Source organism: Sphingomonadaceae bacterium OTU29LAMAA1 (assembly GCA_024072375.1).
In the GTDB taxonomy this organism is placed as follows: Bacteria; Pseudomonadota; Alphaproteobacteria; order Sphingomonadales; family Sphingomonadaceae; genus Sphingomonas.
This window is the reverse complement of record CP099617.1, coordinates 3,119,735-3,135,795: the sequence shown is the minus strand read 5'-3', so window position 1 is coordinate 3,135,795 and position 16,061 is coordinate 3,119,735. Positions and strand designations below refer to the sequence as shown.

Below are 16,061 nucleotides of genomic sequence, written 5' to 3'. Positions count from 1 at the left end.
GGCTAGCGCGACGCGCCGCAATAGCGCGCGACATAGGCGCCGTGTCCGGGCAGCCTCGCCACCGTTCGCCGCGCCGTGTCGCGCAGCGTCTGCAACAACGTCGCCAGCTCGTCGTCGCGCAGCTTGCCGGCGATCGGGTGCCAGCTCTGCGGCATGATTCCCTGCCCCATCATCACCTGCACCCAGCTGTTTTCGGCGAACAGTTCCTCGTTGCGGCGAAAGACGCGGCCCGTGTCGCGGAACAGCTCGATCTTCTGCGCCAGCGTGTCCGGGATCTCCATCGCCGCGCATTGCCGCCAGAACGGGCTGTCGCGGCGTTCGGTTACCTTGTAATGCAGGATCAGGAAGTCGCGGATCTGCAGCATGTCCTGATGCTGCTGGTCGTTGAATTCGGCGATGTCGCGCGGCGACACCGGACCCGCCGGCATCATCCGGATCAACCGCAGGATCGCGCGCTGGATCAGATGGATGCTGGTCGATTCCAGCGGCTCCATGAACCCGCCGGACAGGCCGATGGCGATACAATTGCGATGCCATTGCTTGCGCCGCGCGCCGGTGACGAAACGCAATTTGTTGGGCTGGGTCAGCACCGGGCCGGTCAAATTGCCGAGCAGGCGTTCCAGCGCCGCGTCGTGATCGAGGTAGCGGCTGCAATAGACGATGCCGTTGCCGGTGCGATGCTGCAACGGGATACGCCACTGCCAGCCCGCATCGTGCGCCATCGCGCGGGTGAAGGGCGGCGGCGGCCCGGCATTCTCGGTCTGCACCGCGATCGCGGCGTCGCAGGGCAGATAGTGCGTCCAGTCGTCGAAACCGGTGTGCAGCGCCTGTTCGATCAGCAACGCGCGGAAGCCGGTGCAGTCGAGGAACAGGTCGCCCTCGATCCGCGTGCCGGAATCGAGCACCAGCGCTGCGATGTCGCCGCTCTCGCCGTGCAGCTCGACGCGGGCGATCCGACCCTCGACCCGGCGCGTCCCGTCCGCTTCCGCCATCTTGCGCAGGAACTGGCCGTATAACGTGGAGTCCAGCTGATAGGCATAGTTCATGCCCTCGTCGGGCAGGTGCGCGAACCGCCCTTCCGCCGCCGCCAGCAGTTCGAGGCAATAATCGTCGTAGGGCTCGGTATGCCCCTTCTCCCGGCCATGGAGCCAGAAGTGCTGGAACCCCGCCGACCAATGATCCTTGCCGGTCAGGCCGAAGGAATGGAAATAGCTCTCGCCCGCGGTCTTCCAGCCGTCGAACATGATGCCGAGCTTGAACGTCGCCTGCGTCGCCCGCATGAAATCGGCTTCGTTGATGCCGAGCAGGCGGTTGTAGGTGACGAGCGGCGGAATGGTCGATTCGCCCACGCCGACGGTCCCGATCGCGTCGGATTCCACCAACGTCAGATCGACGGTGCGCCCCATCGTCCGGGCGATCGCCGCGGCCGCCATCCAGCCGGCGGTGCCGCCGCCGGCGATGACGATGCGACGGGCGGGTGCCGCGCCGCTCATCGGCTGAGCGCCCGCAACAGGAAGGCGCGCAGCCGGCCTGCGCTTTCGGCGGTGAGCGTCGACAGGATGCTCCGCGCCTGTTCGGGAATATGCGCGACTGCTGCCGCATCATTGTCGAACACGTAATAGTCGAACATCTCGCGCCAATGCCTCTTCTGATCCTCCGGCAGGTCGCGCACCGCGAGGATCGCGTGGTTGAGCGCGTCCTGCGGTTGCCCCAGCCAGCGCGGCGTCGTCCGCCACCAGTAATTCACCAGCACGTTGAACGTCGCCTGCCCCTCGACGTGATGCCACCACATCGCCGGAATATAGAGTGCGTCCCCCGCCTCCAGTTCGGCGACCTGCGCGTGGGCCAGCGCATCGTGGAACTTCGGGTGGGCGGTGAAGTCGGGCGCGTGGAAATCAACCATACTCACCGCACGCCCAGCCGGCGTGTTGTCGATCGGCCCCAGATACAGGTTGCGGAACTGTTCGCGCGGGAAGAGCGTGAAGCGCCGCCGGCCGACCGCGACGCAGGCGAGGTTATCGGGCACGTCGTTGTGCGCGGCGATCCGCGTCCGCGTGCCCATCCAGATGCTGGCGAGCGGCGCGCGGTCGCCGAGATCGATATGGTTCGCCTCTTGCAGCCCGTAGAAATAGCCCTGCATATCGATCGAGGCGAGATAGATCGGCCGGGGGTCGCCGCTCTGCTCGCTCGCGTCGATATGCGCGAACACCTCGTCCAGCTTCGTCTTGAAGGTGGCGAAGTTCATCGCCATCGCCTCGTCGTAGAATAGTCGGCCGTCGCTGCCGCTCGCGCCCACGGAGACGGTGAACGGCACATCGCGGCGGTGATCGAGGAGGTAGCGGCGCGCCTCCGCTGCGGATCGCCGCCCGGCCTGCACCAGCGGCCAGTCGGCGGCCAGCCCGCGGACGACGAACGGGCGGTCGGCGGTCCGCAGCGCCGCATCGAGATCCGCGGCATCCGCCACCACGCGTTCGGGAACGTGGGGCAAGCCTGCGAAAATATCGGTGTTCCGGTCAGTCACTGCCCAGCATCTGGTTCTTGCGCGCGATCAGCCCCGGCAGATTGCCCTGCGATGCCAGCGCCATGAAGATCGGCATCAGATGCCCGCCCCGATGCAGGTCGTCCAGCGCGCTGGCATCGAGCCCGCGCAGCCGATCCTCGTCGATGACGTGAAAGCCGACGAGGTTGTTGATCGACCCGTCGTCCAGTGGCACTTCGAGCATCAGCGGTTCGAGCAGGTCGTGCCGATCGAGCGCGGCGAAGAACGCGGCGCTGCCCCGGTAGCCCGTATCGAGCGCGCCCAGTTTTTCGATCCGGTCTTCGAGGAAGGCGGAGGGGGCGCCATCGTCTTCGAACAGTCGCGATCCCTCGCTCGTGCCGATCCGCGGGCTGGCCATGTCGATATGCACCTGCGCGCCTTCGCCGCCCGATGGCGAGCCGCCGATCAGCAGCGGCTGGATCTCGATCGCCAGCGGAATATAGCGCGCGTTCCAGCCGTCGGCGGAAAGATACAGGTTCTCGCCATTCTCGAACCCGAACAACGCGAGGGCGACGGTCGAGCCATCTTCGATATTGCGGCGGAACAGGATCAGGTAATCGCTCTGCACGCGTCGGAATTCGTCGGGAACGATCAGGCAGCTCATGATCGCATCGCCGAAGGCGGCGCCGCGATCGTGCCGGACACGCGTCTCGCCGTGCATCGCAGCGGTCAGAATGGCGTGGTCCGGCATGTCGTTCCTATCCAGTCGTCGTTGGCCCGCCTGTCCCACGCGGACACGGCCATGCCGCGCGGGCAGACCTATCCCTTGTCACCGCCGCGGCAAGACGAAAAGCGCCATGCGTTCGGAAACCATGGCTCCTTTCGTCCGCCGCGGCGGACGGAATCAGAAGCTGAACCGGACGCCGCCCGAATACCGCGCGTCCTGCTTCACCACGAACGTCACGTTGCGATCCGACCGGCGATGACCGCGGCGGTCAGCACCCAGCAGGTTGATCGCCTCGGCAAAGACGGTCAGGCCCGGCACCACCTCGACACTGGCACTCGCATCGACTTGCCCGTAATCCTCGGTGTAGAATGGGTTGATGCCGCCCCCGGCGAGGAATTCGGCGCGCCAGTTGTACGACACGCGCGCCTGGATACCGTTCTTGTCGTAATAGGCGCTGGCATTGGCGCTGTCGGACAGGCCGTTGACCGCGAATTGCGACACGCTGGCAGGCAGCGCATTGTTATAGTCGCGGTTGCCGTTGACGAGCGTGTAGTTCAGCTGCGTACCGAACCCGGTGTTCCAGAAGCTGTGCTGGATCGCGAATTCGAAGCCGTTGATCGTCGCGGTCTCGTCGCTGTTGAACGGTGTCGAGATCACGAAATTGACCGGGGCATCGTCGGCTCGACCGAGGATGGTGCCGTTGACGACGCTGCCCGGAAAGTTCGCGCCGATATAGTCGCGGATCTGCGCGAAGGTCGCCCCCGCACCCAGTGCCGCCAGCGCCGCCCGGTACCGCGGACCGTTCGCCGGATTGGTCAGGCCGAATGCCGGGCCGTTGACCTGCGTGCTGCCGATGTAGTTCGAGACGTTCTTGCGGAAATAGCCGACCGACATGTAGCTTTCGGGGGTGTAATACCATTCCGCCGACAGATCGATGTTCTTGGACTTGTAGGGCACAAGATTAGGGTTGCCCTGCGCGCCCGTGCCGCCGCCGACGCGGAACAGCTGGTCGAGCGTCAGACCGCCCTGCAGCGAACCGTAATCGGCGCGCGTGATGGTGTGGCTGTACGATGCGCGCAGCTTGACGTTGCGGATCGGCTGGACGTCGAAGTCGACCGACGGCAACCATTCGTCATAGCTGCCCGAGAAGGTCGTGAAGTCGCTGTTGCCCGAATAGACGATGTTGAATTCGTTCTGCGAATTCTGGCGCGTGCCGGTCGGGATCGGCACCAGCGCCGACGATTTCACCGTCGTGTTCTCGTAGCGCAGGCCGGCGATCAGGTGTGCCGGATTGTCGAACAGATCGAACGTGTTGTTGATCTGCAGATACGGCGCCACCGTCTTTTCACGGATACGGCGATCGGTGGTGTAGGGAGTCAGGCAATTCCCGTCCCCGCCGCAGATCTTGTACGTCTGGTCGAGCAGACCGACGACCTGTTCGAAGCTGTAGCCGTAGAACGTCTTGGCGATATCCGCGCTGCCGACGCCGCTGACGCCCTTGAACTTGCCGGGGATATCGATCGCCTTGAAGATATCGTCGGGCAGCAGCGCCGCCGCCGCCGCACGCTGCGCTGCGCTGTCACCGCCGGTGCCGCCCCAGGTATCGTTCTGGAGCACGCCATAGGCCGAGCGCACCTTGTTGTCGGTGAAGGTGAAGCCCCAGTCGAGCGAGTCGAGGAAGCTGCCGTCGTGATCGTAATGGCCCTTCAACTGGACCTGATTGATCCGGTCGCGGAAGTAGGCATTGCGGAACGCATTGCCCGTCGGCACGATCAGCGCCGCGTTGAGCGGGTCGATCCCCGGCTGCATCTGGTACGAGATGACCGGCAGGTCGTTCTCGAAATTGATCGTCTGGTTGGCGACACCGAACACGGCGGCGCCGAGCGAGTTGCTGTTGCCGTATTTGTTGGTCGGCTTCGATTCCGCGGTCGAATGATGCGCATCAAGCGTGATCGTGACGCCGCCCGGCGCCTCCCACGTCAAGTTGCCGCCGAGCGACTTGTTCTCGGTGCGATAGGCGGTCAGCGCGCTGGAATAGGACAGATCCTTGGCTTCCGCCGCGGTGAACCGCTCGGTGTAGAACAGCGGGCCGGCGACAGGGCCATCGGTCCATGCGGACGACGTGTCGTTGTGGTTGAACCAGATGCCGACGTTGGCGTTGCGCGTCTTCACCTCGTTGCGCGAATAGGTGTAGTCTACGGTCGCGGTCAGCGCGTCGGTCGGCTTCGCCTGTAACACCAGCTGGCCGTTGATGCGTTCGCGGCTGATGTTGTTGACGTCGTAAGACGCGTTCTGCGGCACTTCGTAGACGTCGGTCGGATCGGGCCGATTGGTGATGTTCCGCGCGCGCGGATCGCCCGGCTGCGCCAGCGAACCCCAATTGTTCTCCGACCCCAGATAACCGTCGCGCCAGCCGACGTTCGCCTGGTTCACCGAGGCACGCCGCTTCTGGTATACGCCGTTCACCAGGATGCCGATACGATCGTCGGCGAAGGTGGTCGAGAAGATGCCGGACACTTCCGGCGTGATGTCGTTCTTGCCGTTCTGCGAGGTGTCGATCACGCCGCGTGCCGCGATCGAGCCGCGCGTGCCGACCTTGTCGAGCGGGCGCGGCGTGCGGATATTGATCGTCGCGCCAATGCCGCCCGACGGCACCGAGGCACGACCGGACTTGTAGACCTCCAGCGCCGCGATGCCTTCCGATGCCAGATTGGCGAAGTCGAACGCGCGCGAACCCGGCGCGCCGTTGCCGTCGCCGATGACTGAGGTCGGCAGCTGGCGACCGTTGAGCACTACCAGGTTGTATTCCGGCCCGAGGCCGCGGACGGTGACGAACGAGCCTTCGCCGTTGGACCGGTCGATCGACACGCCGGTGATGCGCTGGAGCGATTCAGCGAGGTTGGTGTCGGGGAACTTGCCGATGTCCTCGGCCGAGATCGCATCGACGATACCCTGCGCGTCGCGCTTGATGTCGGCGGAGGCACGCAGCGAGGCGCGGATGCCGGTGACGACGATGTCATCCGATTCCGCCGGATCGGTGGCGGCCTGGGCAGGCTGCGGAGCGATTTCCGAAGGACCGGTGTTGCCGACCGTTGCGGCAGCGTCCTGTGCCAAAGCGGCAGCGGGTACGCCGGCGAGGGCGACGACCGAGGTGCCGATGATCAAACGCGAAAGCGAGCGAGCCGTGAAGCCACGCATCCTGTATCCTCCCTTTGCGGCACGCATAGCTCGTGCCTGCTCCTGTGAACGTTCACTTCATTCTTTGCCGAAATTTGTCAAGCGGATGTCGCTGCTATTGTGAACGTTCACCGGATATGCTGTTGATGATGGAACGGTGTGACAAATCTGCACCGCTCGACTGCCGGCAAACCCGGCGATCGGGATCGAGAGGAGAGACGATGTCCAGACTGCTGCAAGTCGCCCTGGCGGGTGCCGCCACGATGGCGTTGATCCACACCGGCGCGGGCGCGCAAACCGCGACGTCGCCGTCCACCGTTTCTGCGGCCGAGGCCCGCGCCCGCGCCGATACGATCGTCGCGCGGATGACGCAGGACGAAAAACTGCTGCTGGTCCACGGCCTGTTCCCGCCGATGGCGGCGGGTAAGAGCCGTAACGAACTGATTCCCTCTGCCGGCCACATCGACGGCATTCCGCGCCTCGGCGTGCCACTGGTCCGTGAAAGCGACGCCTCGCTCGGGGTCGCCAATCAGGTAGAACAGCGGAAGGGCGATGTAGCGACCGCGCTGCCGTCCAGCCTTGCCACCGCGGCGAGCTTCGATCCTGCAGTGGCGCGGGCCGGTGGCGCGATGATCGGATCGGAGGCGCGGGACAAACGGTTCAACGTATTGCTGGCGGGTGGCGTCAACCTGACGCGCGACCCCTGGAACGGGCGCAACTTCGAGTATCTGGGCGAGGACCCGCTGCTGGCGGGTACGCTCGCGGGCGCGCATATCGCCGGCGTGCAGAGCAATCGCATCGTCTCTACGGTCAAACACCTCGCCCTCAACGCGCAGGAGACCGGACGTATGGTCGTCGATGCGCGGATCGGCGAGGCCGCGCTGCGGATGAGCGACCTGCTGGCGTTCGAGATCGCGATCGAGCGCGGCCAGCCCGGATCGGTCATGTGCGCCTACAACAAGGTCAACGGCGACTGGGCGTGCGAGAACGCCCACCTGTTGAACGATGTGCTGAAGCGCGACTGGGGCTATCCCGGCTGGGTCATGAGCGACTGGGGCGCGGTGCATTCCACCGTGAAGGCGGCGAATGCCGGACTCGACCAGCAATCGGGACAGGAACTGGACAAGGCACCCTATTTCGATGCGCCGCTGAAGGCCGCGGTGGCAAAGGGCAATGTGTCGCAGCGTCGTCTCGACGACATGGTCGCCCGCTATCTCACCGGGCTGATCCAGACCGGGGCCTATGACGCGCCGATGCCCGCCGTCGCAGTGACACCGCTCTACGCCCGCAACGCCGAGGTCGCGCAGCGCGCCGCAGAGGCCGGAATCGTGCTTCTGAAGAATCAGGGCAACGTGCTGCCGATCGCACGCACCGCAAAACGGGTCGTGGTGATCGGCGGCAATGCCGATGTCGGCGTATTGTCTGGCGGCGGATCGTCGCAGGTCCGCTCGGTCGGCGGTGCACCCGTCGAGACCCCGCTCGCCTATGGCGGATCGGCATCGTTCGCGCGCATCACCTATCATGCCTCCTCGCCGCTCGCCGCGTTGCGCAAGGCATTGCCCGGCGCACAGGTGACGTGGATGGACGGCCGCAACTTCAACGCGACCGTCGATGCCGCCAGGGGCGCCGACATGGCGATCGTCTTCGCCACGCAATGGACGAGCGAGGCGGACGACGTGCCCAACCTGCGCCTGCCCGACCATCAGGACGCGCTGATCGCCGCCATTGTCGCGGTGCAGCCCCGCACGGTCGCGGTGCTGGAGACGGGCGGGCCGGTACTGATGCCGTGGATCGACAAGGTCCCGGCGGTCGTGGAGGCGTGGTATCCCGGCCAGCGCGGAGGCGAGGCGATCGCCAATATCCTGACCGGCAAGGTCAATCCGTCGGGCCGTCTGCCGATCACCTTTCCCGCCGATGCATCGCAGCCGGTGCGCCCCCGTCCGGTCGGCCTCGATCGCCTGACCGGGCTGGACGCCGCCGCCGCGGCCGATCCGGGTGCCGCATCGACGCATGTGCTAGAAAGCTTCCCGGTCGATTACGTCGAGGGGGCCGATGTCGGCTATCGCTGGTACGACCGGAAGCGGATGACGCCGCTGTTCCCGTTCGGTCACGGCCTCACCTATACCAGCTTCGCCTATCGCAACCCGGTCGTCACCGGCGGCCGGACGCTCAGCGTGACCTTCGACGTGATCAACACCGGCGCGCGTGCGGGTGCCGACGTGCCGCAGATGTACGTCGCGAAAGAGGCAGGCGGCGCACCGATGCGACTGGCGGCGTTCACCCGCGTCACGCTGAAACCCGGCGAGACGCGGCGCGTGACGCTGACCGCGGAACCGCGCATCGTCGCCGATTACGACGTGAAGCTGCCCGGCTGGCGGATCGATGCCGGCCGCTATCGCGTCGCGCTGGGTCGCAACGCCGCCGACCGGACGATGGTGTCCGCCGCCACGGTGGAGGCCGCGACGATGAAACCCTGACGGGGTTCACTCCGCCGGAGCAGCAGTTGCCGCGACGGCACAACGCGGGCAGGGTCGCGGGCCGATGACCTTGCCGTCTCCACCGCGCCGATCACCCGTCTTCCTGCTCGTGTTCGCGCTGGCGAACGTCGGCGGCGTCATCGCATACCTGCCGCTGCTGACGCTGCTGCTGCCGCTGAAGATCGAGCTGCTGAGCGGACCCGCGCGGATCGGCGTCTTCACCGCCTGCGTCACCGCCGGGGCGATCGCCGCCAGCGGATCGGGCATCCTGTTCGGCTGGCTGTCGGACCGGTCGATGCACGGCGGCATCGGTCGACGTGGCTGGATCACGGCCGGCCTGATCGCGACCGCCGCCAGCTATGCGCTGGTCGCGCTGGCGACAACTCCGGTGCAGATCGTACTGGCGGTGGTCGCGTTCCAGCTGGCGGTAAACGCGCTGCTCGCGCCGATGATGGCGATCATGTCCGAAGAGATACCGGACGCACAAAAGGGGGTCGCGGGCGGCCTGCTGTCGCTCGGCAGCCCGGTCGCCTCGGGCGTATCGGCCTTGCTGGTCGGACAGGCGATGCTGCCGGAGGCGGCACGGTTCGCGCTGATCCCCGTCGCAGTGGCCGCCTGCCTGTGTCCGCTGCTGGTCAGCCGCCGGCACCTTGTGGTCCACTCCCCCTGCCCCGATGACGGCGAGGCCACCAGCCGGCCGCTTCCTCGCCGCGATCTCGCCGTGGCCGGCATGTCGCGATTGCTCGTGCAGATCGCGGGCGTGGTGACGCAGGCCTATCTGCTGTATTATTTCGAAAGCATCCCGACGGACGGGTCGCGGGCCGATCTGCCCGCGCGGATCGGCCATCTGCTGACGCTGGCATTCCTGCTGCCGCTGCCAATAGCGCTGGTGCTCGGCCGACTGTCGGACCTGACGCGGCGGCGCAAACCGTTCCTGCTGATCGCCGCCGGCGTGGCGTCGGCCGGGCTGATCGGCATGGCGGGCGCGACCGATTGGGCCAGCGGTGCCGCCGGCTTCGTCGTCTACGCGATCGGATCGTCGGTGTTCGTCGCGCTCCACGCCGCCTTCGCGATGCAATTGCTGCCCAGCCCGGCGCACCGCGGCCGCGATCTGGGCCTGCTCAATCTCGCCAATACGCTGCCGTCGCTGCTCGGGCCGCCGCTGACGTGGATGCTGGCGACGCCGCATGATTTCAGCGCGGTGCTGCTGACGCTGGCCGTGCTGACGCTGGGCGGTGGCCTGGGGATGCTGTGCGTCAGGGCGTGGCGCTAGCCCAGTAGCGGACGTAGTCGACGCTCATCCGCTGCGGCAGAACCGCGTCGTCGATACCCTCCGCCCCACCCCAGTCGCCGCCCACGGCGAGGTTGAGGATCAGCTGGTACGGCCGGTTGAAAGGCCATGCCGCGGTGCCACCCGGCCGATCGTTGACCACACGCATGTAGCCGCGTCCGTCGACGCCGATCAGGATCGCATCGCGCCGCCAGTCGAGCTGATAGGTGTGGAAGGCGGTACAGGCCGTCGACACCCTCACCTGCGCACCGCGCTGCGTGCCCTTGGCGTGATTGTAGGCTTCGCTGTGCAGCGTCGCATGGACGACGTTCGGGTCCCATCCGACCATCTCCATGATGTCGATCTCGCCCGCCGCAGGCCATACACCGCTGGACGGCAGCAGCCAGATCGCCGGCCATGTCCCGCGCCCACAGGGCAGGCGCGCACGGATCGCGTAGAAACCGTAGCCGAAGGCCTTGCGGCTGACGAGCTTGGCCGAGGTATAGCTCTGGCCGCTCCAATCCGCCGCGCGCGCCCTCGACAGGGTTTCCTTGCGCGCCTCGATCACCAGCGATCCGCCGGCGACCCTCGCGTTGTCCGGCCCGTAATATTGCCGCTCGTGATTGTACCAGCCTGCTGCGTTACGCGATCGGTCGAACGTCCATTGCGAGCGGTCGACGCGCACGCCGTCGAACTCGTCCGCAAAGCTCGGACGCACGGCGGGTTGCGTCATCGGCACGTCGACGTGATGGTCGGACGCGCCGAGTGTCTGCGGCGCGGGCTGCGCCAACTGCGCGGCAAGGGCGAACAGCAGCATCACGGCGCCTGCGTGGTGGCAGGATAATGCGTCAGCGTCTGGCGGATCGCGCCCGGTCGCGCCGCGGCACCCGCGTCATTGACCAGATGCGCGATGGTCCCCTTGCCGCCGCCGAGCGAGATGGTGGTGACATTCGCGATCCGTACGCCGGGCGTATGGGGCACCTCGACCGCGCTCTCCAGCACGATGCCCGGGTCGGCCGTGAAATTGGCGTAGATGCCCATCCCCGTCGCCTGATGCGTCCGTACCGTGTCGGCCACCTTGTACGCCGCCCAGCCGCGCGTTCTGCCGGCCATATAGGCGGCCTGATTGGGCGGATCGTAGGGGAGTTCGTTCTGGTAGAAATAGGTGCGCCCCCGCTCGCCGTTCCATATCGTCTGGTACCGGCGGAAATGCTCGACGAACAGGCCGTAGAGTGTAACGTCGCTGCCGTTCACCACCAGTCCCTGGTTGCCGACGCTCTCCGACCAGCCGACGTGAACGCGCCCGCCCGCCCGATCGCCGTGGTCCGCACGCCAGATCCACAGGTGGTCGCCAATGACATGGTGGCTGTTGATCTCCAGACAGGTGTCGGCATTGCCCACGGAAGCGCCACCGACGCGGAAGAACAGGTCGGCGAGCAATGTCGGCGCGACGCGGTGATCGCGCGCCGATCCGCGCGGGCCGATCTCGACCAGCACCGGCGACATTGTCGGACCCGCGTCGATCAGCAGGCCGGCGATCGTGACCCCGCCGACGTCGGCGACCCGGATCGCCTGCGTACCCCCTTCGGCCAGCAGCGTCGCGAGGCCAAGGCCGAGCAGGATCGTGCCGGGACGAACGACACGGATCGGCTCGCGAAGCCGGTAGATGCCCGGGGTGAACAGCACGTGCCGGCCGGCGGCGAGCGCGGCGTTGATCGTCGCGGTTGGCATGCCGGCCCGCGCGATCAGGAAACGCGACAGCGGCACGGCGTCCGGCGTGCCATCGGATGCGTCCCAGCTTACCCCGGTCGCATCGTGGCGCAGCCGGGGGACCATGACCTGCCACGATCCCGCCGCGTCGATCGCGAGGAACGGCTTCTCGCGGATCAACGGCACGGTCGGCAGTGTCGTGTGCGGCGGTTCCGGAAAGCGCGATGGCGGCGCACCCGCGACACCCATGAACATCATGTTCCAGTTCGATCCCACCCATGCCCCCAGATGGCTGTTGCGGGTGAACCATTGCTGCTGGCTGCCCGACCGTACGGTGCCATCGATCCGGCAGTCGGCCATGAACCCGCCGCTCGACCAGCCGCCGTCGTCGAGTGCGAGGTCGCCGTACAGGTGCATGCGGCGATATGGCGCGGCCTGCGACACCGCCCAGCGATCGCGCCCGTCGGGCGGCCGGACCGCGCAATTCTCGACGCTGCGCCAGAAGTTGACCAGCGCCATGCCGTCCGCCCAATCCGCCTCGGCATGGATATGGCCCTCAATCGTCACGTCGTCGGGACGGATGCCAAGGCCCGCGACCTGCGTGAAGAAGCCGACGTTGACGTCGACGGCATAGCGGCCGGGCTTGAACAGGATGGCATGGCGTGCGTCGGTGAAATGCGCACGCTCCTGTGCACGGAACACCGTGTCGAGCTTCGCCTGGATCGCGGCGGCGGACATCGCAGGATCGAACACCAGCACATTGGGTCCCAGATCGGGTTCCGATGCCGTCGCGGCGTCCGCCTCACCGATCCCGGCCAGTCCCACGGTCGCCGCCGCCAGTCCGCCCAACACCGTGCGGCGATCCGGCTGCATGTCGTGCGATGGATATGCCATCCTCTTGCTCTCCCGGCATTTTCTTCCCGGATATCGACGTAACGATGTCGTCCGTTCCCGCAAGCGCCGGATAAGGTCGGTGAGGTGCTACGTCAGTGAGAGGAAGGCGGTCACCGTCAGTCGACCGCGCACGGGATCGGCGCTCAGCACCGCATCCGGCGCGATCGCGCCGCTGTGCAGCAGCGCGCTACGATAGACCAAGGCGCGATTGTAGCGTGCGTCGATCCGGTCGATCTCCTCGAACAATCGCGTCGATCCGGCGACATAGCCGGGGTCCGGTGCCCCGCCATGACGCAATTCGGCGTTGAGCTGCCCGAAATAGATCGGCGAGCGCGCCTGATCGACCGTTTCGAACCCGGTCGAACGATGGCGGAAAAAGGCGGTGCCGTCGCGATCCTCCGGCGACAGATAATGGACCAGCGCGATCCGGCGAAGATCGACCGCATCCATATGCGGCAATCGCTGCGGCAGGGTCAGGCGATCGGGCAGCGTCGTCACGATCGAATAACTGGCGTCTATCCACGCCATCCCGTCGTCGTGACCGAACGCGTCGGCCAGCGCCGTCTCCAGCACCGGCGCGACATCCGTGAGATAATCCGCCGGCAGATCGGCGCGGATCCCCGGATAATGGTGGACGCCCGGCCGGAACGCCGTCGCCGCCGCCAGTCGCCTCAGCGTGTCGGGATCGGGGTGGAACGCGTCGATGATCGCGATCGGCTGGCCCTCGCGACCGATCCGCCGGACAGCGATATCCGGCGCAGTCATACTATCCCGGCGGCCTCGGTTTTCATGCCCCCTGCATAAAGGGCAGTGCACACTGTGATCCAGTCCTAACCGATGACCGGAATTTGCGAGCGCACGTGCGGTATTGACGGATCTCGATCGACGGCACCAACCACGATTTCGGGTGGCCGGCGGCGGATTGCCGGTCGACGTGACCGGACCGCGCGATGCGCCATCGGCATGGCATGTGATCCGCCGGGCAAAGCGTGACCGGTTACGGTCGCACCCGACATCAGCAATGATACCGCATGGAATCGTCGCAATCGGAATTGGTCGCAGTCCGGGCAGGCAGGCTGCGGGGGCACAGGGTCGGTGATCTCACCGTCTATCGGGGCATTCCCTATGCCGCGGCCCCGGTCGGCCGACGGCGTTTCGCCGCGCCTGCGCCGGCCGAATCGTGGGACGGGATCCGGGAAGCGGTCGAGCCGGGGCCGAATGTGCCGCAGCGCACGCGGGTCGTACCCGGCCTCGATGCCGCACCACTGATCGGCCGCGGCTGGGCGAAGGGTGACGACTATCTCGCACTGGACATCTGGCAACCGGCAGGCGAACGGACCGGATTGCCGGTGATGGTCTTCATCCACGGCGGCGGTTTCGTCGTCGGCAGCAAGAACGCAGCGGTGCAGGACGGCGCGACCTTTGCCCGCGACGGCATCCTGTATGTCGCAATCAACTATCGCATGGGCGTCGACGGCTTTCTGCCGATCCCCGGCGTGCCGACCAACCTCGGCCTGCGCGACATGATCGCGGGGCTGCAATGGGTGCGCGACGAGATCGCGGCATTCGGCGGCGATCCCCGCAACGTCACCGTCTTCGGCGAAAGCGCAGGCGCAATGGCGATCGCGGACCTGATCGCCTCGCCGCTTGCAAAGGGCCTGTTCGCGCGGGCTATCGTCCAGAGCGGCCATGGCGGCATGACGCGCGACGTAGGCGTCGCGCAGCGGCTCGTCCGCAAACTCGCCAAGCTGCTCGATATCACCCCCGACCGCGCCGGCTACGACAGCGTGCTGCCGGGCGATGCCTTGCTGGATGCGGTGGAACAGGTGTCGCTCCCCACCACGCGGCTCGACCTGCGCGGGGCCGACGGCCGCGAACCGGTATTCGGGATCAGCCGTTTCGTCCCCGTGCACGGCGACGACGTGCTGCCGCTGGAACCGCTCGAGGCGCTGAAACAGGGAGCCGGCGCCGAGGTGCAACTGCTGATCGGCAGCAATGCCGAGGAGATGAACCTCTACCTCATCCCCAGCGGTGTGCGCGACAAGCTGGGCAAGCTGCTCGCGTGGTTCGTGCTCCGCAAATCGCAGCCGCGGGCATGGGCAGTGCTCAAGGCATATGGCATGGGTCGCGGCAAAAGCGCGGGTCAGGCGCTGACCGATGCGATGTCCGACCTCGTCTTCCGCTGGCCCGCCCGCCGCTTCGCCGAGGAACATCGCGGCCGCACGCATATGTACGAATTCGAATGGCGATCGCCGCGCTACGATGGCCAACTCGGCGCGTCGCACGGCATGGAGCTGCCGTTCGTCTTCGACAGCCTCGCCACCTGTACAGGCGAAGAGGGCCTGTGCGGCACCGCCCCGCCGCAGGAGCTCGCCACCCGCATCCACGCGATCTGGGTGCAGTTCGCCCGCGACGGATCGCTGCCATGGGCGCCGTTCGATCGCGAGACGCGCACCGTCTACAGGCTTGCCGCCGGCGAAGCGGTGGCCGAACCGAAGATGCCTGCCGCCGCCTTCCTTCCCTGAATCGGAACCGACTATGTATTTCGACCGCCTGCGTCTCGACGGGCGCACCGCCTTCGTCACCGGCGGCGCGCAGGGCATCGGATATGCCTGCGCCGATGCACTGGCCGAGGCCGGCGCGCACGTCACCATCGCCGACCGTGATTCCGACGCGATCGGCCAGGCGATGGAATCGCTGAAGGTGAAGGGGCATCACGTCGATGGCGTCATCCTCGACGTCACCGACAGCGCCCGCGTGACGCAGGTTGCAGATGCCGCCGGCGTGGTCGACATATTGGTTAATAACGCCGGCATCGCGCGCAGCGAAACCGCGGCCGAGGATATCGCGGACGAGCATTGGCTCAACGTCCTCGACGTCAATCTGAACGGCACCTTCTGGTGCGCCCGCGCCTTCGGCCGTCACATGCTCGCGCGCGGCCGAGGCAGCATCGTCAACATCGGTTCCATGTCCGGCGTCATCGTCAACCGCCCGCAGCCACAGAGCTATTACAACGCCAGCAAGGCCGCGGTGCACCAGTTGACCAGAAGCCTCGCCGCCGAATGGGCACCGCGCGGCGTGCGCGTCAACGCCGTCGCGCCGACCTATATCGGCACCCCACTCAACGCCTTCGCCGACAAGAGCGGCGAGATGTACAGGCGCTGGATCGATGGCACCCCGCAGGGCCGGCTCGGTGAACCCGAAGAGGTCGCGTCGATCGTCCACTTCCTCAGCTCCGACGCGGCCAGCCTGATGACCGGCAGCATCGTACTCGCGGACGGCGGCTATACCTGCTGGTGATCGGTACACTCGAAATGCCGATCGGCA

General features: G+C 66.6%; 11 protein-coding genes. 4 read left to right on the top strand and 7 right to left on the bottom strand.

Going from position 1 to position 16,061, the window contains the following annotated elements:
• Positions 1–2 precede the first annotated feature (2 nt).
• The 4 genes from NF699_15135 to NF699_15120 form a co-directional block, all read right to left on the bottom strand.
• Positions 3–1,493, bottom strand: a complete 1,491-nt coding sequence (locus NF699_15135) for a tryptophan 7-halogenase (protein ID USU04362.1) — start codon at positions 1,491–1,493, stop codon at positions 3–5.
• Positions 1,490–2,488 carry a cupin-like domain-containing protein gene (locus NF699_15130; protein ID USU04361.1) on the bottom strand — a complete coding sequence of 333 codons (999 nt, stop codon included), beginning with the start codon at positions 2,486–2,488 and terminating at the stop codon, positions 1,490–1,492. Before NF699_15130 ends, NF699_15135 begins: the two co-directional genes overlap by 4 nt.
• A gap of 25 nt (positions 2,489–2,513) precedes the next feature.
• Positions 2,514–3,230, bottom strand: a complete 717-nt coding sequence (locus NF699_15125) for a SapC family protein (protein ID USU04360.1) — start codon at positions 3,228–3,230, stop codon at positions 2,514–2,516.
• 153 nt (positions 3,231–3,383) lie between these two features.
• Positions 3,384–6,404: a TonB-dependent receptor gene (locus tag NF699_15120; protein ID USU04359.1), complete on the bottom strand. Its 3,021-nt coding sequence runs from the start codon at positions 6,402–6,404 to the stop codon at positions 3,384–3,386.
• Positions 6,405–6,604: 200 nt separating this feature from the next.
• On the opposite strand from NF699_15120, the gene NF699_15115 reads away from it, so the two are divergent.
• Together NF699_15115 and NF699_15110 are read left to right on the top strand one after the other, a co-directional pair.
• Positions 6,605–8,860 carry a beta-glucosidase gene (locus NF699_15115; protein ID USU04358.1) on the top strand — a complete coding sequence of 752 codons (2,256 nt, stop codon included), beginning with the start codon at positions 6,605–6,607 and terminating at the stop codon, positions 8,858–8,860.
• 64 nt (positions 8,861–8,924) lie between these two features.
• A complete protein-coding gene (locus NF699_15110; protein ID USU04357.1) occupies positions 8,925–10,133 on the top strand; it encodes an MFS transporter in 1,209 nt (402 codons plus the stop codon).
• On the opposite strand, the gene NF699_15105 is transcribed toward NF699_15110, so the two are convergent.
• From NF699_15105 to NF699_15095, 3 genes are all read right to left on the bottom strand, one after another.
• On the bottom strand, positions 10,117–10,947 hold the full coding sequence (locus NF699_15105) for a glycoside hydrolase family 16 protein (protein USU04356.1): 831 nt from the start codon (positions 10,945–10,947) through the stop codon (positions 10,117–10,119). The two genes, NF699_15110 and NF699_15105, sit on opposite strands and share 17 nt — an antisense overlap.
• Positions 10,947–12,734, bottom strand: coding sequence for an adenylyl cyclase (locus tag NF699_15100; protein ID USU04355.1), 1,788 nt, complete (start codon positions 12,732–12,734; stop codon positions 10,947–10,949). Before NF699_15100 ends, NF699_15105 begins: the two co-directional genes overlap by 1 nt.
• A gap of 87 nt (positions 12,735–12,821) precedes the next feature.
• A complete protein-coding gene (locus tag NF699_15095; GenBank protein ID USU04354.1) occupies positions 12,822–13,499 on the bottom strand; it encodes a DUF6445 family protein in 678 nt (225 codons plus the stop codon).
• Positions 13,500–13,765: 266 nt separating this feature from the next.
• On the opposite strand from NF699_15095, the gene NF699_15090 reads away from it, so the two are divergent.
• Together NF699_15090 and NF699_15085 are read left to right on the top strand one after the other, a co-directional pair.
• Complete coding sequence (locus NF699_15090) at positions 13,766–15,259, top strand: carboxylesterase family protein (protein USU04353.1); 1,494 nt, start codon at positions 13,766–13,768, stop codon at positions 15,257–15,259.
• Between the two features lie 13 nt (positions 15,260–15,272).
• On the top strand, positions 15,273–16,034 hold the full coding sequence (locus NF699_15085) for an SDR family oxidoreductase (GenBank protein USU04352.1): 762 nt from the start codon (positions 15,273–15,275) through the stop codon (positions 16,032–16,034).
• Positions 16,035–16,061 lie beyond the last annotated feature (27 nt).